Below are 19,539 nucleotides of genomic sequence, written 5' to 3' on the forward strand. Positions count from 1 at the left end.
ACAAGGCGCCGGTTCTCCGGCGCCTTGTTTCGTTTACCGCACCCAGCGGCACATCTTGTGATGGTGATGGTCGAAGTGACACACGCGGTGCGGATGCGCTTCGGCGATGGCCGGCACGAGCACGGCAGCGGCAAGCGCCGCGACGGCGAGCGATTTCAGTAGCGTTTTCATGTTGAAGTCCTTGTCGTTGAACAGTGAATCACGGGAAGAGGGCGGGCCTTACCACTGCGGCCGCTGATCGTCGCGTCGGTCGTCCCGATGGTCGTCGCGGCGGTCGTCATTTCCGCGCGGATGCTGCGCTTCCCAGTCGCGGCGCTCCCAGTAGCGATTGCCGTCCCAGTAACGATCGCCATGCCAGCCGATCGTGACTTGAGCCGGGCCGGCAGGATAGGCAACGCACCCGGTCAGCATCACGCTCGACAGCGCGCCAACCATGACAGCGGATAACACGATGGATTTCATGGTTTTCTCCCGTGGAAACAGCACCCCGATCGTACGAGCCCCCAAAATTTCACGTGGTAAGAAGTTGCTACCGCAAATGACAGGTGCAGGCGTTTCGTCAGGCGCGTGAAAGATCGTGTCGGCGTGTCGCAAGCCGGTCACGCCGTCCGGAGTGACCGATAACCCCGTACCGGGCCCACCGGCTCGCGTCCCATCCGCCCTGGCAACGATTTCACCAATTATTCAGACAAATCCTGACAGCCGAAAGGGTCATCGCGTAATCGGATTGAGAATGATTTGCGTTTACGTTAAATTGCGCTATCTCGGAATTAGACGGAGCAGATCGATGGCGATGGCGGAAGTGCTCGACCGACCGGCGGCGACAGCGGCGAACCCGTTCTTCGGCAGTCATCCGGACCGGCCGCCGCGTGCGCGCCGCGCCGCGGAGCCCCGTGCGCAGGGCGCGTTGCTCGACGTGCTGATCTCGCATCGCGCGATGCTCGTCAATGTGGCGCGCGGCTTCGTCGGCTGCGCGAGCCGTGCCGAGGACGTCGTACACGACGTGTTCGTGAAGCTCGTCGAATTCCCGAACCAGGATGCGGTGCGCCAGCCGGTCGCATACGTGACGCGGATGGTGCGCAATGCGTCGATCGACGCGTGCCGCCGGCAAAATCTCGAGAACGTCTATCACACGGAAGAGGACGACGGCATCGACGTACCGTCGCCCGAGCCGACACCGGAAGCCGCGCTGCTGACGCGCGATACGCTGCGGCGCGTATGGGCCGCGCTCGACGACCTGCCGGCGCGCAGCCGCGCGGCATTCGAGATGGTGCGGCTGCGCGAGGAGACGCTGCAGACCGCGGCGCGCGCGCTGAACGTGTCGCAGACGCTCGTGCATTTCATGGTGCGCGATGCGGAGCGCCACTGCGCGGAATGCCTCGATGCATGCCATCGAGGCGTCGCGTGCCCGGTGTTCCTGGGCGGCCGCGCGCGGCGCCGGTAAGCGCGGGTAAAAAACCGCGCCGGCCAATCGTCTATCAGACAGGAGCGGCCGAAACCGCCGCTTTGCAATCCGATTTGCCACCCGCTTTGCCACCTTCAACCGCCTCAGCGATTTCCGATCATGACGCAAGCCACGACGCCTTCCGCCGACACCGACGACCTCGTCTATACGGTCGTCATCAACGACGAAGAACAGTATTCGATCTGGCCGACGTTCCGGCCCGTGCCGGCCGGCTGGCGCGAGGTCGGCGTGAGCGGCCCGAAAGCCGACTGTCTCGCGCACATCGAGTCCGTCTGGACCGACATGCGCCCCGCGAGCCTGCGCCGCGCAATGGACGGCGAGCGCGCATCGCGCGCGTCGTGACCCGCTGCGCCGCGTGTGCGGCGCGCCACCTGAAGAGGACGTTGCATGACCCAGCTTTCGTTGCCGACGCTCGACGACCTGCGTATCGAGCCGGGGCTGCCCACCGTCGTGTCGCCGCGTGGCAGCGACGGGATGTCGATCGACGACGTCGCGCCGCTGGCGCGCGAGATCGTGGCCGACACGCTCGAACGGGCGGGCGGCGTGCTGTTCACGGGTTTTCACGTGCCGTCGATCGATGCGTTCCAGCAGTTCGCGGCGTCGTTCGGCGATCCGCTGATCGGCTATGAATACGCATCGACGCCGCGCAGCCAGGTCGAAGGCGCCGTCTACACGTCAACCGAATACCCGCCGCACCGCGCGATTCCGCTGCATAACGAGCAGTCGTACACGCGCGAATGGCCGCTGCGGATCTGGTTCCACTGCGCGCTCGCGGCACCGAAGGGCGGCGCGACGCCGATCGCGGACAGCCGCGCCGTCTACCGTGCGCTCGACCCGGCGCTCGTTGCGCGCTTCGAGAAGCGCGAGCTGCTGTACGTGCGCAATTTCGGGCAGGGGCTCGACCTGCCGTGGCAGCAGTCGTTCGGCACCGACGAGCCGGCCGAGGTCGAACGGATGTGCGCGGCGCGCGGCATCGAATGCACATGGCGCACCGACGACGACGGCGAGCTGCTGCTGCGCACCCGCGAACGCTGCCAGGCCGTTGCGCGCCATCCGCGCACCGGCGACCGTGTGTGGTTCAACCAGGCGAACCTGTTTCACCTGTCGGCGCTCGACGACGACATGCAGGAAGCGCTGGTCGACGCGGTCGGGCTCAAGAACGTGCCGCGCAACGTGTATTACGGCGACGGCGAACCGCTCGAGGCCGACGCACTCGCGGAAATCCGCGGCGTGCTCGACCAGCAGCGCATCGTGTTCCCGTGGCGCACGGGTGACGTGCTGATGCTCGACAACATGCTGACCGCGCATGCGCGCGACCCGTTCGAGGGGCCGCGCAAAGTGGTCGTCGCGATGGCGCAGAGTTACACGGTCCCGCGCGACCGAACGGAGGATTGATGACGCGTAGTACCGCCGCGCTTGCCGCGCGCGGGCTGTCGGTAGGATATCGCGACCATGTCGTGATCGACGGGCTTGACCTGTCGATCGCGGCCGGCCGCGTAACCGCGCTGTGCGGACCGAACGGCTGCGGCAAGAGCACGCTGCTGCGCACGCTCGCGGGCCTGCAGCCCGCGCGTGCCGGCCATGTCGAAGTGAACGGGCAGCCGCTCGCAGCGTTTCGCCGTCGCGCGCTCGCGCGCGAGCTGACGATGCTCGCGCAGTTCAACCAGATTCCGTCGGGCCTCACGGTGCGCGAGCTCGTCGCGTACGGGCGTTATGCGTACGGCGGCTTCCTGCGCGGCCTGTCACGCGCCGACCATGCGGCGATCGACGAGGCGCTCGAGACGAGCGGCCTCGCCGACGATGCTGATCGCGACGTCGGCGCACTGTCGGGCGGCGAGCGTCAGCGCGCGTGGATCGCGATGGCGCTCGCGCAGCAGGCGCCGATCGTGCTGCTCGACGAGCCGACGACCTATCTCGACATCCATCACCAGCTCGACATCCTCGATGCGCTGCGCACGCTGAACCGCACGCGCGGGCTGACGATCGTCTGGGTGCTGCACGACCTGAACCAGGCGGCCGCGTACAGCGACGAGATCGTGCTGATGCGTGCGGGCCGTCTGGTCGCGCAGGGCACGCCCGACGCGATGCTCGATCCGGCGCGGCTGCGCGCGGCGTTCGGCGTCGAGATGCTGAAGCTCGCGCATCCGCAGACGGGCGCACCGATGTGCGTGCCGGCCTACGGGCCGACGACCGACGGCGCGCCGCAGGCGGCCGGCGTTTTCGACCGGGATCTCGCCGTATGACCACGTTCGCGATGCGCAAGCGCCTCGCAGCGGCGGGGAAGGGCACGGCGTCGGGCCGGGCCGGTACGATCGCGATCGGTCTCGTCGCGTTGATCGCGGCGCTCGCGGTGCTGCGCGTCGCCCCCGATCTGCGGGTGTGGTGGGACGCCGTGCCTGGCAGCGATGCCGCTGCGCTTGCGCACGTGTTCCTGTTCGACCTCAACCTGCCGCGCGTCGCGGCTGCGCTCGTCGCGGGCGGGTGCCTCGGCATCGCGGGCGCGCTGTTTCAGTCGCTCACGCGCAATCCGCTCGCGTCGCCTGATTTGCTCGGCGTGACGGGCGGCGCCCAGCTCGGCCTGCTCGCGGCGATGCTCGTACCGGCGCTGGCCGGCGTCGCATCGGTGCCGCTGCTGTTCGTGTGCGGGCTGGCCGCTGCCGCCTGCGCGATCGTCGCGGCCGGCGGCTGGCGTGCAACGCCGCTGCGCCTCGTGCTCGCGGGCAGCGTGTGCATGCTGCTGTTCGCCGCGATGTCGACGCTCGTGCTCGCCTTCTTCGAGCAGAACATCGCGGGCGCCGCGCTGTGGACCAACGGCAGCCTGTACCAGCCGGGCGCGACGGGCCTCGCGCTTGCCGCGCGCTGGCTCGTCGTGCCGCTGATCGCATTGCCGTTCGTGATCCGGCCGCTGAATCCGCTCACACTCGGCGACGACGCGGCGGCCGCGGCTGGCGTGCGCGTCGACGCGACGCGGCTCGCCGCGACGATCGTCGCGGTCGCGTTCACGAGCGTGGCCGTCAGTATCGCGGGCCCGCTGTCGTATGTCGGCCTCGTCGCGCCGAACCTGCTGCGCCAGGTGCGCGGCGCGCGCGCGGCGCGGCTCGGCGCGCTGGTGCCGTTGTCGGCACTCACGGGCGGGGCGCTCGTCCTCCTCACCGACAGCGCGGTGCTCGCGTCGGGTCTCGACGCAACGCTGTCGACCGGCGTCGCGATCGCGCTGGTCGGCACGCCGCTGATGCTTGCGATGATCCGGCGCGGTGCCGCATGGTCGGGCGTGCTGCACGCGGATGCCGAACGCACGGCGGGCGGCGGCTCGACGCGGCTCGTCGGCTGGCTCGAACGGCTCGGCTGGCCGCTGCGCACGGCGCTGTTCGTCGTGATCGGCGTGCTCGTCGTTTTTGTAGGCGTGTCGGCCGGCCCCGAGTGGCTGTCGATCTCACGCTGGTCCGCCGCGCTGTCCGGCCACGATGCGCTCGCGCGGATGCTGATCGACCTGCGCATGCCGCGGCTGCTGTGCGCGCTCCTCGCGGGCGCGCTGCTGGCGGTCAGCGGCGTCGCGATGCAAAGCGTCGTGCGCAATCCGCTCGCGGGTCCCGAAGTGCTCGGCGTCACGCAGGGTGCGGGGCTCGTCACGCTGTTCGCGTTGTCGACGTGGCCGTTGATGGGCCACGTGACGCTCGCGGCCGCCGCGCTGATCGGCGGCGGGCTGTCGCTCGCGATCACGCTCGCGCTGAATCACCGGCATCGTTACGCGCCGCTCGCCGTGGCGCTGACGGGCATCGTGATCGGCGCGCTGTGGACCACGCTCGCGCAATGGCTGATCACGCAGGAAAGCGTGCAGCCCGCGCGCTTCGTCGTGTGGCTCGTCGGCGGGACTTACGGGCGGAGCTGGGGCGAGGTGTCGATGCTGTTGCCGTGGTGCGTGCTCGCGGTGCCCGTGTTCGCGTGGCTCGCGAAACCGCTCGACATGCTCGCGCTCGGCGACGACCAGGCGGCCGCACTCGGCCTGCCGGTGGCCGCGCTGCGGCCGCTCGCGCTGACGATCGCGACGCTCGCCGCGTGCGCGGCCGTCGCGGCGGTCGGGCCGGTCGGCTTCATCGGGTTGATGGCGCCGCACGTCGCGACGATGCTCGGCGCGCGCCGGCACCGTACGCGGCTGTGGCTCGCGGCCGCGTGCGGCGCGCTGATTCTCGGTGTGGCGGATCTCGCGGCGCGCACGGTCGTCGCGCCGCGCGAAGTGCCGGCCGGCGTGCTGACCGCGCTGATCGGCGCGCCGTACCTGCTCGGGCTGCTGATTCTCGAGGGGCGCCGCGCCCGGCGCGCGGGGCGATGACGTCGTTGCCCGACGGCGCGCGCGCCACGCGTTTCTCGGCGTTCGCGCCGGAACCGTTCGCCGAACACCTCGACGTCGTCTGGCTCGGCATGCCCGACGACGCGCATGCGTCGGGCCGCATCATCGTGCCGGTCAGCGCGTTGCCCGCGCATCGCGACATCGTGCTCGACGCGATGGTTCGCCATTACGGCGGCGATCCGTCGCAGCATGCGCGCGCGCTGATGTCGCAATGGAGCAAATACTATTTCGGCCGCGCGGCGCCGGCCGGCGTCGTCGCCGCGCTGACGCTCGGCCGGCCGCTCGACATGTCGCCCGAGCGCACGTTCGTCGCGCTCGACGACGGAATGCCCGCCGCGCTGTACTTCACGCACGATGCGCTCGGCGAACCCTGCGACGATCCTGCGCCCCGCTATGCGGGGCTCGTCGCGCATCTCGGTGAGGTGATCGACCTGCTCGCGGCGATGGGGCGCGTCACGCCGCGCGTGCTGTGGAGCAACGCGGGCAACCTGCTCGACTATCTGCTCGATACGTATCGTGCGCTGCCATGCGTGGCCGATCCGGTGCGCGACGCGGGCTGGCTGTTCGGCGCGACGTGTTTTGCGTGCGAACCGAATCCGTTGCGGATGCCCGTACGCGATGCCGTGCCGCGCTCGGCGCTGCTGCCGACGCCGTTCCGCGCGCGCCGCGTGTGCTGCCTGCGCTATGAAATTCCTGGAGAAACGCAACTGTGTGGAAGCTGCCCCCTGCTACTGACGATGGACGACGCGGCGCTGGCCGAGCAGGACGCGATCCGGTGACGGATGCCGGCCGCCGGCACGCACTCGGCGCCCTCGCGGCGCTCGGCGCTGCGTGCTGCGGCGCGCTATCCGCATCGTCCGGCGCCGTTGCCGCGACCCTCGATGCGCATCGCGCGCAGGGCGTGCGTGCGCCGGGTGCGGTGTCGCTGGCCGGCAATCCCGTCGTGTCGCAGGCGAGCGCGACGATGCCGGTGCGGCCGCAGCGCGTGGTCGCGCTCGACTTCATGTTCGCGGAAAGCGTGATCGCGCTCGACCTCGTGCCGGTCGGGATGGCCGATACGGCGTTCTATCCGGGCTGGCTCGGCTATCAAAGCGACCGGCTCGCCAGCGTGACCGACATCGGTTCGCGCCAGGAGCCGGGCCTCGAGGCGATTGCGGCGGTCAAGCCCGACCTGATCATCGGCGTCGGTTTCCGTCATGCGCCGATTTTCGACGCGCTCGACCGGATCGCGCCGACCATCCTGTTCCAGTTCAGCCCGAACGTATCGGACGGCGGCGTGCCGGTCACGCAGCTCGACTGGATGCGGCAGATCTTCCGGACGATCGGTGCGGTCACGGGGCGCGATGCACGCGCGCAGGCGGTCGATGCGCAACTCGATGCGGGCATCGCGCGCAATGCGGCGCGGCTCGCGGCCGCGGGCAGAAACGGCGAGCGCGTCGCGCTGCTGCAGGATCTCGGCTTGCCCGACCGCTACTGGGCCTACACGGGCAACAGCACGTCGGCGGGCCTCGCGCGGGCGCTCGGGCTCGAGCCGTGGCCGCAGAAGCCGACGCGGGAAGGCACGCTGTACGTGACGTCGGCCGATTTGCTCAGGCAGCGCGAGCTGGCCGTGCTGTTCGTGACCGCGTCAGGCATGGACGTGCCGCTGTCATCGAAACTCGATTCGCCGGTGTGGCGCTTCGTGCCTGCGATGAGGGAACACCGGATCGCGCTCATCGAACGCAATATCTGGGGGTTCGGCGGGCCGATGTCGGCGCTGAAACTGGCCGACGTGATGACCGACACGATGCTGAAGCTGCCGGCCGTGCGTTGAGCGTGCCGCGGTCGAGCGGCGGATGATGCCGCTTCGGCTTCGGCTTCGACGGGCACGGCGTTGCGGTCGGCCTGGCTCGCGGTGAATCGCCGGGGCCTATCCACGATCGCGCAACGCGCCCGAAACATGTCCTTCCGAAACGAAAATCGCCGACGCACTGCCGTTGCAGCGCGTCGGCGATTTTTTCCATCGACTGCCGTATTACGCGCTCAGCGCGTCGACGCCATCCTGCGCGCGTGACCGTGCCGGCGTCGTATCGCTGACGATGCGCCCGTTGTCGAGCTTCAACAAGCGGTCGGCGAGGTCGAAGTAGCGGTCGTCGTGCGTAATCACGATCACGGCCTTGCCGCGCGCACGCAGCTCGGGCAGCAGTTGTTCGTAGAACACGGCCTTGAACGACGGATCCTGGTCGGCCGCCCATTCGTCGAACAGGTAGAACGGCCGGTCCTCCAGGTACGCGACGACGAGGGCGAGCCGCTTGCGCTGCCCGGTCGACAGCGCGCGGGTCGAGAACGCGCCGTCCACCACCTTTACCTTGTGGTCGAGTGCGAGCTTCGCGACGAGCGCGTTCGCGCGCGCATCGGCCTGCGCGCGGGACGGATCGTCAGGATCGACGATGCCGAGCAGCGCATCGAACAGGTGGAAATCGTTGAACACCGCGCTGAAGCGCTGCCGATACGCTGCTCGCTCGCGCCAGCCGATCGGGCGGCCGTCGACCTCGATCGTGCCTTCCTCCGGCTCGTAGAGTCCCGTCAGCACCTTCGCGAGCGTCGTCTTGCCGCTGCCGTTGCCGCCGACGATGAACACGAGCTCGCCCGGCTTGATCGTCAGGTCGATCGGCCCGACGCTGAACATCCGTTCGTCGCGCTCGTGGAAGTACGCATGCGTGACGCCGCGCAGCGTGACGGCGCCGGCCGGCGGCACGTCGGGTGCGTCGGCCGCGGGCGGCACCGTGCGCAGCGCGCCGAATTCGGCCATCACGCCTTCGATCCGCGTCAGTGATACGCGTGCCGCGTTGACGGTCGGCAGGTTGTTCAGCAGTCCGTCGAGCGGCACGAGCATGAACAGGAACACGACGACGTAGCCGGCGGCCGTGGCCGGATCGGCATGCACGCCGAGCTGCGGCCAGAACGACGCGACGCCGAGGAACGCATAGAACAGGAAGATGATCCAGCCGACGCCGACCGCGTACGCGCTGAACGCGCGGCGGCGGTGGTCGCGCACTTCGCCGATCGCGGCACCGAGCTGGCCGTCGACGAACTGGCGTGCGCGTTCATCGTGCAGCTTCAGCTCCTTCGCGCCGGAAAACAGCGAGCCGAGATAGCCGAACAGCCGGTCCTGTGCCTGGCCGGCCGCTTCGAGCGACGCGATCGCACGGCGATCGCCGGTGTGATAGCCGAGCGAGCCGGCGACGATCGCGGCCAGCGCCAGCAGGCACACCGGCCACGACAGCCACGCGAGATAGCCGAGGCAGCCGAACACGATCGAGCCGTGCATGACCAGGTTCGGCAGCGCGAAGAACAGCATCGACACGTTGGTCGCGTCGTCGGTCAGCACCGACTGCACGGGTGCTGCGCCGATCCGCTCGATGTCGCGCAGTTCGGCCGCGCCGACGCGCCGCGCGAGATGCACGCGCAGCCGCGCCATCGTGTCCTGCGACAGGCGCGCGAACAGCGTGCCCGACACGATCCGCGTGACGAGCGCGATCACCGCGCACAGCGCGAACCGCCATGCGAGCGACGTGTCGCCGGCACCCGGCTGCGACAGCGCGCGGTTCAGCGTCGCGACGAGCAGCACGCTCGCGACGCCGTTCAGCACGCACGCAGTGAGCGCCAGCGCGAGCGACGCGCGGCTTTCGCGCAGCAGCGCGAGGATCAGCCGCGCCGCGGGGCGGGCGGGGGAGGCGTCGAGGGACGGCGGGGAAGAAGGCTCGTGGGCAGCTGTCATCGGCAACGTCGGTAAAGGGAAGGCGGGCGAAAACGCGGAAACGGCAAAACTGGCGCGAAAGCGGCGGGCGAGGTGCGGGCCCCGTTCCGGCTTTCCTCCCTGATAGACGAACGGGCCGCGCAAATATTTAACGGCGTGTTCGAAAAAAGCGTTCGCACAGACTTTGAGCGCAAAACGGTAAAAAATCGGCCGCGCCGTTCGTCACACCAGTGAAGCCGCCCCAAGCGGCCCCGAGACTTGGCCGAAGCGGCCGGACCGAAGGACTTCACGCACATGACGAGTTTCCCGACTGCGCTGCATCACCGAATCCGCGAACTGGCGCGCATCGCGCCCGACGCACCCGCAATCGCGGCACCTTTCCAGAACGACTTGCGCCTGTCGCGCGGCGCGCTCGACGCGCGGGCGTCGCAGCTGGCCCGGCAACTGCGCGCGGCCGGCGTCGGCGCGGAAGTGCGGGTGGGCGTGTGCATCGAGCGTTCTTGCGAACTGTTCGTCGCGCTGCTGGCCGTGCTGAAGGCGGGCGGCGTGTTCGTGCCGCTCGATCCGCGCCATCCGGCCGCGCGCCTCGACTGGATCGTCCAGGATGCCCAACTGCGGCACGGGATCGTCGACGCGGCCGGCCGCGCGGCGCTCGGCGCGCCGTTCGAACACGCGTTCGACGCGGCAGCCGAAGCGGCGGATGGCCAGGCATTCGCCGCGGATGACGAAGCGCTGCCCGTTCACCCGCGTTCGGCCGCCTACATGATCTATACGTCGGGTTCGACCGGCACGCCGAAGGCGGTCGTCGTCGAACACGGGCCGCTCGCCGCGCACTGCGACGCGCTCGCGGCCGCGCTGCCGATCGAGGGCGGCGACCGCCTGCTGCATTTCGCGTCGGTCAATTTCGACGCCGCGCACGAATGCTGGCTCGCGCCGCTCGCGACCGGTGCGAGCATCGTCGTGGCGCCGCCGCAGCCGTTCGCGCCGGATGCCGCGCATGCGCTGATGGTGCGTGAATCGGTCAACGTGGCCGCGTTCCCGCCCGCGTACCTGCGCGAATTCGCCACGGTGGCCGCGCGCGACGGCGTGCCGCCGGCATTGCGCGTGCTCGCGTTCGGCGGCGAAGCGCTGCCGCAGCAGGCGTTCGAATTCGTGCGCCGCACGTTCCCGTCGGTACGCCTGATCAACGGTTACGGGCCGACCGAGGCCGTCATTTCGCCGATGCTGTGGCCGGTCGAACCGGGCGAGACGCCCGCGCTGGCCGCCGACGATGCGTATGCGTCGTTGCCGATCGGTCGCGTGATCGGCCCGCGCGTCGCGCGTGTCGATGGCGACGAGGCAGATGGCGTGGGCGAATTGCTGCTTGGCGGCGTTTGCGTCGCGCGCGGCTATCACGGCCGCCCGGCGTTGACGGCCGAACGCTTCATTCCCGATGCCGATGGCGACCCTGGTGCGCGCGTGTACCGCACCGGCGACCTCGCGCGGCTGCGCGACGACGGCGCATTCGACTATCTCGGCCGCCTCGACGACCAGGTCCAGGTGCGCGGCGTGCGTGTGGAGCCTGCTGAAATCGCCGCGTGCCTGCGCTCGCATCCGGCCGTGGCCGACGCGGCCGTGGTCGCCGAAACCGGCAACGGGCCGACGCGCCTGATCGCATGCGTCGCACTGCGCGCGGCGGCCGACGATGCGGCGCTCAAGGCGCACGTGGCCGCGCAACTGCCGGCCGCCTGGCAGCCGCACCGGTTCGTGCGTTGCGATGCGCTGCCGTATACGCTGAACGGCAAGATCGACCGTGCCGCGCTGCTCGAGAAGATTGCCGCCGCGCGCGACACGGCGCAAGGTGGCGGCGACGCACCGCGCACGCCGACCGAACAGCAGCTCGCCGGCCTCTGGCAGACGCTGCTCGGCCTCGATGTCGTACCGTCGCGCGACGACCGCTTCTTCGCGCTGGGCGCCGATTCGCTCGCCGCGATGCAGTTGCAGGCCGCGATCCGTGCCGCGGTACGCGTGAACCTGCGGCTCGATACGCTGTTTGCCGATCCGGCGCTCGCCGAACTGGCCGAGGCGGTCGATCGTGCGGAACGCGAAACCGGCGAACCGCTGGCCGCGATTACCGCACGCCGTATGACGGCTGATTCGGCCGATGCAGCCGCAGCGTGCGCGCCGCACGTCGATCGCGCCGCATCGCTCGCACAGCAACGTTTCTGGGTGCTCGCGCAAACACGTGACGCGAGCGCCGCGTATCACATCGCCGCACACTGGACGATCGACGGCACGCTCGATCGCGACGCGCTGCAACGCGCGCTCGATCATGTGATCGGCCGCCACGAAGCGTGGCGCACGACGCTCGTCGACAACGACGACGGCGTCGTGATGCAGCGGATTCATGCGCATCTGCCGGTGTCGATCGTCGACGTCGACTTGCGCGACCAGCCGCCCGCCGCCCGCGACGCGCAAGCCGCGCGTCTCGCCGAGCGCGATGCGGCCGAACCGTTCGACCTCGCGCGCGGCCCGCTGCTGCGCGCGACGCTGGTCGCACTCGCCGGCGACCGTCACCGCCTGCTGCTGACCGCCCATCACGCGATCACCGACGGCTGGAGCTCGCGTTGCGCGTTCGACGAACTGTCGGCGGCCTATCGTGCGTATGCGGAAGGCGGCGCACCGTCGCTGCCCGACCTGCCGATCCAGTACGCCGACTATGCGGACTGGCAACGCGACATGCTGGCCGGTGGCGAGGGCGAACGTCAGCTCGATTACTGGCGCGGCGCGTTGCGCGACGTGCCGGGCCCGCTCGCGCTGCCGGTCGACCGCCAGCCGGGCGCCGCACGCACGCTGCAAGGCGCGCGCGTGTCGGTGCGGCTGCCCGATGCAGTCGCGGCCGACGTGCGGCAACTCGCGCGCGATGCGCAGGCAACCGTCTTCACGGTGCTGCTGGCCGCGCTCGACGCGTGGCTGTCGCGCCTGACCGGCGCAACGGATGTCGTGGTCGCGGTGCCGGTCGCGCACCGTCAGCGCCCCGAAACGCGTGCACTGCTGGGCCTGTTCCTGAATACGGTCGCGCTGCGGGTGCGGGTGGCGCCCACGCTGCCGTTCCGCGCGCTCGTCGATGCGGCGCGCACGGCGGCGCTCGACGCGGTCGCCCACCAGGACGTGCCGTTCGAGCGCGTCGTCGACGCGGTGAAGCCGCCGGTCAAGCGCGGCGCCGAATGGCTGCGTGTGAAATTCGCGCAGCAGTTCGACGCGCGGCACGACAGCGTGCTGCCGGGCGCGACGGCAGTTGCAACGCCGGGCCCCGATCTCGCCGCGCGCTTCGACTTCGCCGTGGACTTCACCGACGATGCGCATGGCATCGAACTGGTCGCGGCCTATGCGACCGACTGTATCGATGCGGACACCGCGCACGCGTGGCTCGACAGCTACGCGGCGCTCGTCGGTGCGGCCGCACGCGATCCGCACCAGACGACGGCCGTACTGCCGTGCCACGCGTCGGCCGCTTCGCGTCAGCCGCGCGACGGCCGGGCGCTGCAGGTCGAACATGCCGACATCGTCGCCGCGTTCGCGCGGCAGGCGGCCGCGTATCCGCATCGCGTCGCGCTCGCCGATGCGTCGACGTCGCTGACGTTCGGCGAACTGGACGACGCATCGAACCGCATCGCACGCGCGCTGTCCGGGCGAGGCGTGGGCGCCGAAGCGTCCGTCATCGTCTGCATCGAACGCACGGCGCGTTTCGTCGTCGGCCTGCTCGGCGCGCTGAAGGCCGGCGCGCTGGCCGTGCTGCTCGATCCCGCCCAGCCGGCCGCGCGACTGGCCGCGGCGGCAGCCGATTGCGGCGCGCGCTGGGCGCTCGTCGCGGATACCGCCGCCTGGCCGGCCGGCATCGACGCACAGCCGCTCGACGTCGATACGCTCGCGCAGGACGCGACGCTCGCGCAGGACGCGACGCTCGCGCATGCGGCCGGCGTGCGCATTGCACCGCATCCGGAGCAGGGTGCGTACCTGATCTATACGTCGGGCTCGACCGGCACGCCGAAGGGCGTCGTCGTGTCGCACGGCGCGCTGGCCGACTACGTGCAAGGGATGCTCGACGAATTCGCGTTCGCGCCGGACGCGTCGTTCGCGATGGTGTCGACCGTCGCGGCCGACCTCGGCCACACGACGTTGTTCGGCGCGCTGTGCGCGGGCCGCACGCTGCACCTGCTGCCGGCAGCGTGCGCGTTCGACCCGGATGCGTTCGCGGACGAGATGCGCCGCCGCGACGTCGGCGTGCTGAAGATCGTGCCGAGCCACCTGCAGGCGCTGCTCGACGCACGCGTGCCGGCCGACGTGCTGCCGCGCCATGCGCTCGTGACGGGCGGCGAAACGCTCACGTGGGCGCTCGTCGCGCGCCTGGCCGCGCTTGCGCCGGCCTGCCGCGTGATCAACCACTACGGGCCGACCGAAGCGACGGTCGGCGCGATTGCATGCGACACGGCGTCGATCGCCACCGATGCGCGCGATCCCGCGAGCGGCGTGCCGCTCGGCCTGCCGCTGCCGAATGCGCGCGCGCTGGTGCTCGACGCGTTCGGCGCGTGCGTGCCGGCCGGCGCGACCGGCGAACTGTATCTGGGCGGGCCGGGCGTCGCGCGCGGCTACCTGGGGCGCCCGGCGCAGACCGCCGAACGCTTCGTGCCCGATCCGTTTGCGCCCGGCGCGCGGCTGTATCGTACCGGCGACCGCGTCCGGTTGCGCGCGGATGGCCGTCTCGCGTTCCTCGGCCGCATCGACGACCAGGTGAAGATTCGTGGCTACCGCGTCGAACCGGGCGAGGTGAGTGCGGCAGTGCGTGCGGCCGGCCTGGTTGCGCAGGCCGAAACGCTCGCGATCGAACACGACGGCCGCCTGCGGCTCGCGACGTTCGTCGTGATGCGCGACGGCGCGAATTTCGACGAGGCGGCCGTGCGCACGGCGCTCGCCGCGAAGCTGCCCGACTACATGGTGCCCGCGCAGTTCGTCGCGCTCGCGCGCCTGCCGGTGACCGCGAACGGCAAGATCGATCGCGCCGCGTTGCGCGAACTCGCGGCCGCGCCGGTCGCGGTTGCGTCCGGCAACGCGCCGCAGGGCGCGGTCGAAACGGTGCTCGCCGAAGTCTGGCAGGCCGTGCTGAAAGCCCCGCAGGTCGGCCGCGACGACAACTTCTTCGAACTCGGCGGCGATTCGATCCTCGTGTTGCAGGTGATCGCACGTGCGCGCAAGCGTGGCGTGCGCTTCACGCCGAAGCAGTTGTTCGACGGCCCGACGGTGGCCGAGCTTGCGCGCATTGCGAAGACGGAGGACGTGGCTGCCACCGCAACCGCCACCACGCAGCCTGCTTTCGTGGCCGCTGCCAGCGTACCGCTGACGGCGCAGGTCCTGACACCCGCGCAACAACGCTTCTTCGCACTCGACATCCCGCATCGCGGCCACTGGAACCAGTCGGTGGCGTTCGACGTGCGCGGGCCGTTCGACGCGGATGCATTCGCGCGTGCGTTCGACGCATTGCTGACGCATCACGACGCGTTCCGCCAGCGCTTCGCGCGCGGCGCGGACGGCACGTGGCACGCCAGCGATGCCGCGAAGCCGTACGATGCGCTGCCGTTCGTCGAAGTCGCCGCACGCGACGAAACCGACGCGCTCGCGCGCTTCGACGCATTGCAGCGCCGTCTCGACCTCGGCCGCGGGCCGCTCGCCTGCGCATGCGCGGCACGCTTGCCGGACGGCTCGACGCAGCTCTATCTGGCAATTCACCATGCGATCGTCGACGGCGTGTCGTGGCGCATCCTGCTCGACGACCTGGACACGGCCTACCGCGCCGCCTGCGAACGGACGCCGGTCCACCTGTCGCAGCCCGGCCTGCGCGCCGACGCATGGGCCGCAAGGCTCGCGCGTGCCGCGACGGAACCGGCTTCGCCGTTCGCGGCCGAAGCGGCGTACTGGGCCGGCATGGCGCAGGGCGACGACGTCGTGCCCGATCACCCCGACGCAACGGCGACGAACGCCGATGCCGCCGTCGTCGTGCAGACGATCGACGCGGCATTGACCCGGGCGGCGTTGACCGATGCGCATGCCGCCTATCGCACGCAGACGATCGAAGTGCTGGGCGCCGCGTTTGCACTGGCGCTGGCCGGCGTGAGCGGCGCCGCATCGTGCCGTGTCGAACTGGAAGGGCATGGCCGCGAGGCGCTGTTCGACGATGCCGACGCGAGCCGCACGATCGGCTGGCTGACGAGCCATTACCCGGTGACGCTGCCCGTCGCGGCCACCGCGCGCGACACGCTGGGCGCGGTCAAGGACACGCTGCGCGCGGTGCCGAACAAGGGGCTCGGCTTCGGCGTGCTCGCGCACTACGGCGATGCGGCGACGCGCGCGGCGCTGGCCGCCGTGCCGCGCCCGCGTGTCACGTTCAACTACCTTGGCCAGTTCGACGCGCCGCGCGATGCAACGCTCGTGCCGCGCTTTGGTGGCACCGGCGTCGAGCGCGATCCTCAAGGCCCGCTCGGCAATGCGCTCGCGATCCACGCGTACCTCGATACGGACCGCGACGGCGCGCGCACGCTGAAAGTGCACTGGGTCTACGGTGCACCGCAGTTCGAGCGCGCGACGATCAACGCATTTGCCGAACGCTTCGCGGCGGCGCTGCGTGAGCTTGTCGATGCGTGCGCGTCGCGCGTTGCGCATCGCGGCGGCGGTGCGACGCCGGGTGATTTCCCGCTCGCGCAGGCCGCCGGCCTCACGCAGGCTGCGATCGAACGCACGCCGCTCGACTGGCGCACGATCGACGACGTGTATCCGCTGTCGCCGATGCAGCAGGGCATCCTGTTCCATGCGCTGTTCGCCCCCGGGCATGCCAGCTACGTGAACCAGCTCGTCGCGACCGCGGCCGCGCTCGACGCCGACCGGCTCGCAGCCGCGTTCGAAGCGTCCGTCGCACGTCACGACATTCTGCGCACGAGCGTGATGCCGGACGAAGCCGCGCCGCTGCAGTGCGTGCATCGCCACGCCCGGATGCCGGTCGAGCAACTCGACTGGCGCACGCGCGGCGACACGCTCGACGCCGATTTCGACGCATGGCTCGCGGCCGATCGTGCACGCGGCTTCGACTGGCGCGAGCCGCCGCTGATGCGGCTCACGCTGATCCGCGTGAACGACGACGCATGGCGCGTCGTATGGACGCGTCACCACGTGCTGCTCGACGGCTGGAGTACCGCGCGCCTGCTCGCGGACGTCCTGCGCGACTATCGCGACCCGGACGCCGTGTCGCCGTTCGCGAGCCGCCCGGCATTGCGTTATCGCGACTTCATCGCGTGGCTCGGCACGCGCGACCGCGGCGCCGACGAACGCTTCTGGACCGAACGCCTCGCACGACTCGACGCCCCGACGCTGATCGCGGAACGCACGGCCGACCGTGCGGATGCCGAGATGCTCACGTGGCGCGCGACGCTCGATGCCGACGCGATGACGCGCGTCGCGCAGGCGGCCCGCGCCCTGAAGCTGACCGTCAACACGCTGGTGCAGGGCGCGTGGGCGCTCGCGCTGCAGCGGATGACGCACCAGCCGGCCGTCGCGTTCGGCGCGACCGTCGCGGGCCGTCCCGACGCACTCGCGGACGTCGACTCGGTGCTCGGTCTCTTCATCAACACGCTGCCGGTGATCACCGCGCCGGCGCCGCAGCAACGCGCGGCCGACTGGCTGCAAGCGCTGCAACGCGACAACGCGGCGGCCGCCGAGCACGCGCATACGCCGCTCGCCGACATCCAGCGCTGGGCGCGCGGTGCGGGCGGCGCACTGTTCGACACGCTGGTCGTGTTCGAGAACTACCCGGTCGACGACACGGCGCGCGACGCCGATCCGCGCGCGCTGGCGTTGAGCGGCGTGCGCAGCATCGAAGCCACCGATTTCGCGCTGACGCTCGTGATCGAGAGCGGTGCCGAGCTGACGATCGACTACGGCTACGACACCGCGCGCGTCGATGCGCGGCAGGTTGAAACCTGGCACCGCGCGTTCGCCTGCGCGCTCGACGCGCTGGCCCGCACGCCGGATGCGCTGCTCGGAACGCTGTCGATCGCCGATGACATCACCCGCGACGCGCTGGCGCAGGACACCGCGCATGTATGGCCGGTGTCGCAACAACAGCCGCTGCACCTGCAATTCGCCGATGCGGCGCGGGCGACGCCCGACGCGATCGCGCTCGAATACACGGACGTTCACGGCGGCGTGCATCGCGCGACCTATCGCGAACTCGACGTCGGTACGTCGCGCATCGCGGCCGCGCTGCGTCGCCGCGGCGTGCGGCCCGATACGCCGGTCGCGTTGTGCGTCGAGCGTTCGTTCGACATGGTGATGGCGCTGGTCGGCGTGCTGAAGAGCGGTGCGGCCTACCTGCCGGTCGATCCCGACTATCCGGCCGAGCGCATCGCGTATCTGCTGCGCGACGCGCGGCCGGCCGTCGCGATCACTCAGGTCCATCTGCGTGAGCAGGTCGAGGCCGCGCTGGGCGACGGTGCAACAACACAGTTGCTGACGGTTGCCGACCTGCTCGCCGATGAAATCGACAACGACGACGGCGGAGAGGCCGCCGAGATCGACGACGCACAGCTTGCCTACCTGATCTACACGTCCGGTTCGACCGGCAAGCCGAAGGGCGCCGGCAACACGCACGGCGCGCTCGCGAACCGGATCGCGTGGATGCAGCACGCATACCGGCTGACGCGCGACGACGTCGTGCTGCACAAGACGCCATTCGGCTTCGACGTGTCGGTGTGGGAATTCGTGTGGCCGCTGGCGATCGGCGCGAAGCTCGCGATCGCCGCGCCCGGCGACCATCGCGATCCGGCGCGTCTCGCGGCCGCGATCCATGCGCACGGCGTGACGGTGCTGCACTTCGTGCCGTCGATGCTCGCCGCGTTCGCCGCGTATCTCGACGATTTCGCGGCCGCTGCGCAATGCGACAGCGTGCGCCTGATCGTCGCGAGCGGCGAGGCACTCGCGCCTGAACTCGTCGCGAAAATGGCGCGGCTGCTGCCGAACGCGACGCTCGTCAACCTGTACGGGCCGACCGAGGCCGCGATCGACGTGTCGCACTGGACGTGCGGCCCCGACGACGCGCTTGCGGTCGCGGTGCCGATCGGTCATCCGATCGCGAACCTGCAACTGCACGTGCTCGATGCCGCGTGGCAGCCGGTGCCGGCCGGCGCGACCGGCGAACTGTATCTCGCAGGCGCGGGCCTCGCGCGCGGCTATCTCGGCCGTCCGGCGCTGACCGCCGAGCGTTTCGTGCCCGATCCGTTCGTCCCGGGCGCGCGCATGTACCGCACGGGCGACCTCGCACGTCGGCGTGCCGACGGTGCGCTCGACTACCTCGGCCGCGTCGATACGCAGGTCAAGCTGCGCGGCCAGCGGATCGAGCCGGGCGAGATCGAGGCGCTGCTGCGCGCGGCGCCCGGCGTGAACGATGCGGTCGTGATCGTGCGCGACGAGCAGCTGATCGGCTATGTCGCGCGCGGCGACGCGGGCCCGCTCGACCGTGCGGCGCTGCTCGACGCGTTGCGCGCGCAACTGCCGGCCTACATGGTGCCGTCGCAGCTGATCGAACTCGATGCGTTGCCCGTCACGCCGAACGGCAAGTGCGACCGCCATGCGCTGCCCGCGCCGGTGCGCGAAACGGCAGCCGAAGTGGAACTCGCGACCGACACGGAACGCACGCTCGCCGAGATCTGGCAACGCGTGCTGCACGTGGACGCGATCGGTCGCGACGGCGATTTCTTCCTGCTCGGCGGCCATTCGCTGCTCGCGACGCAGGCCCACGCGCAGGCGAACCTGCACTGGGGGCTCGCGTTGCCGCTGCGCACGCTGTTCGACACGCGCACGCTGGCGCGCTGCGCGCAAGCGATCGACGCGGCCTGCGCGGCACGCGGCGCGACCGATGCGGCGAGCGCGATCGACGCGCTGCTCGGCGAACTGGAAACCCAATAA

Annotated in this window: 11 protein-coding genes; 8 read left to right on the forward strand and 3 right to left on the reverse strand. The window is 70.6% G+C overall.

Going from position 1 to position 19,539, the window contains the following annotated elements; translation table 11 throughout:
- Window positions 1-33: 33 nt before the first annotated feature.
- Entirely contained in the window at window positions 34-171 is a 138-nt protein-coding gene (locus tag HAV18_RS32845; RefSeq protein ID WP_166964269.1) for an HHHH-motif protein, read from the reverse strand.
- Window positions 172-219: 48 nt separating this feature from the next.
- Window positions 220-462, reverse strand: coding sequence for a hypothetical protein (locus HAV18_RS32850; protein ID WP_166964271.1), 243 nt, complete (start codon window positions 460-462; stop codon window positions 220-222).
- A gap of 325 nt (window positions 463-787) precedes the next feature.
- Between HAV18_RS32850 and HAV18_RS32855 the strand changes: the two genes are divergently transcribed.
- The 7 genes from HAV18_RS32855 (at window position 788) to HAV18_RS32885 (ending at window position 7,626) form a co-directional block, all read left to right on the forward strand.
- Window positions 788-1,444 (forward strand): RNA polymerase factor sigma-70, encoded by a 657-nt coding sequence (locus HAV18_RS32855; RefSeq protein WP_166964273.1) that lies wholly within the window; start codon window positions 788-790, stop codon window positions 1,442-1,444.
- A 120-nt stretch (window positions 1,445-1,564) separates the two neighbouring features.
- On the forward strand, window positions 1,565-1,807 hold the full coding sequence (locus HAV18_RS32860; protein WP_166964281.1) for an MbtH family NRPS accessory protein: 243 nt from the start codon (window positions 1,565-1,567) through the stop codon (window positions 1,805-1,807).
- Window positions 1,808-1,852: 45 nt separating this feature from the next.
- A complete protein-coding gene (locus tag HAV18_RS32865; protein ID WP_166964283.1) occupies window positions 1,853-2,860 on the forward strand; it encodes a TauD/TfdA family dioxygenase in 1,008 nt (335 codons plus the stop codon).
- The gene (locus HAV18_RS32870) at window positions 2,860-3,708 is read left to right on the forward strand and encodes an ABC transporter ATP-binding protein (RefSeq protein WP_166964285.1); all 849 of its coding nucleotides are present in this window, start codon (window positions 2,860-2,862) and stop codon (window positions 3,706-3,708) included. Before HAV18_RS32865 ends, HAV18_RS32870 begins: the two co-directional genes overlap by 1 nt.
- Window positions 3,705-5,795 (forward strand): Fe(3+)-hydroxamate ABC transporter permease FhuB, encoded by a 2,091-nt coding sequence (gene fhuB / locus HAV18_RS32875; RefSeq protein WP_166964287.1) that lies wholly within the window; start codon window positions 3,705-3,707, stop codon window positions 5,793-5,795. The genes HAV18_RS32870 and fhuB overlap by 4 nt, the downstream gene beginning before the upstream one ends.
- Complete coding sequence (gene fhuF / locus HAV18_RS32880) at window positions 5,792-6,592, forward strand: siderophore-iron reductase FhuF (RefSeq protein ID WP_166964289.1); 801 nt, start codon at window positions 5,792-5,794, stop codon at window positions 6,590-6,592. The genes fhuB and fhuF overlap by 4 nt, the downstream gene beginning before the upstream one ends.
- Window positions 6,589-7,626 (forward strand): iron-siderophore ABC transporter substrate-binding protein, encoded by a 1,038-nt coding sequence (locus tag HAV18_RS32885; RefSeq protein ID WP_166964291.1) that lies wholly within the window; start codon window positions 6,589-6,591, stop codon window positions 7,624-7,626. The genes fhuF and HAV18_RS32885 overlap by 4 nt, the downstream gene beginning before the upstream one ends.
- Window positions 7,627-7,827: 201 nt before the next feature.
- Here HAV18_RS32885 and HAV18_RS32890 read toward each other — a convergent pair whose 3' ends face one another.
- Window positions 7,828-9,573, reverse strand: a complete 1,746-nt coding sequence (locus HAV18_RS32890) for a cyclic peptide export ABC transporter (RefSeq protein ID WP_166964293.1) — start codon at window positions 9,571-9,573, stop codon at window positions 7,828-7,830.
- 273 nt (window positions 9,574-9,846) lie between these two features.
- Here HAV18_RS32890 and HAV18_RS32895 point away from each other — a divergent pair, with 273 nt between their 5' ends.
- Window positions 9,847-19,539 carry a non-ribosomal peptide synthetase gene (locus tag HAV18_RS32895; protein WP_166964295.1) on the forward strand — a complete coding sequence of 3,231 codons (9,693 nt, stop codon included), beginning with the start codon at window positions 9,847-9,849 and terminating at the stop codon, window positions 19,537-19,539.

The organism is Burkholderia sp. D-99, from assembly GCF_011605345.1.
Classification (GTDB): Bacteria; Pseudomonadota; Gammaproteobacteria; order Burkholderiales; family Burkholderiaceae; genus Burkholderia.

Coding starts and splice junctions, on each gene's coding strand:
- HAV18_RS32850 (WP_166964271.1), bottom strand. CDS start 462: ATGAAATCCATCGTGTTATCCGCTGTCATGGTTGGCGCGCTGTCGAGC.
- fhuF (WP_166964289.1), top strand. CDS start 5,792: ATGACGTCGTTGCCCGACGGCGCGCGCGCCACGCGTTTCTCGGCGTTC.
- HAV18_RS32845 (WP_166964269.1), bottom strand. CDS start 171: ATGAAAACGCTACTGAAATCGCTCGCCGTCGCGGCGCTTGCCGCTGCC.
- HAV18_RS32895 (WP_166964295.1), top strand. CDS start 9,847: ATGACGAGTTTCCCGACTGCGCTGCATCACCGAATCCGCGAACTGGCG.
- HAV18_RS32855 (WP_166964273.1), top strand. CDS start 788: ATGGCGATGGCGGAAGTGCTCGACCGACCGGCGGCGACAGCGGCGAAC.
- fhuB (WP_166964287.1), top strand. CDS start 3,705: ATGACCACGTTCGCGATGCGCAAGCGCCTCGCAGCGGCGGGGAAGGGC.
- HAV18_RS32865 (WP_166964283.1), top strand. CDS start 1,853: ATGACCCAGCTTTCGTTGCCGACGCTCGACGACCTGCGTATCGAGCCG.
- HAV18_RS32890 (WP_166964293.1), bottom strand. CDS start 9,573: ATGACAGCTGCCCACGAGCCTTCTTCCCCGCCGTCCCTCGACGCCTCC.
- HAV18_RS32860 (WP_166964281.1), top strand. CDS start 1,565: ATGACGCAAGCCACGACGCCTTCCGCCGACACCGACGACCTCGTCTAT.
- HAV18_RS32870 (WP_166964285.1), top strand. CDS start 2,860: ATGACGCGTAGTACCGCCGCGCTTGCCGCGCGCGGGCTGTCGGTAGGA.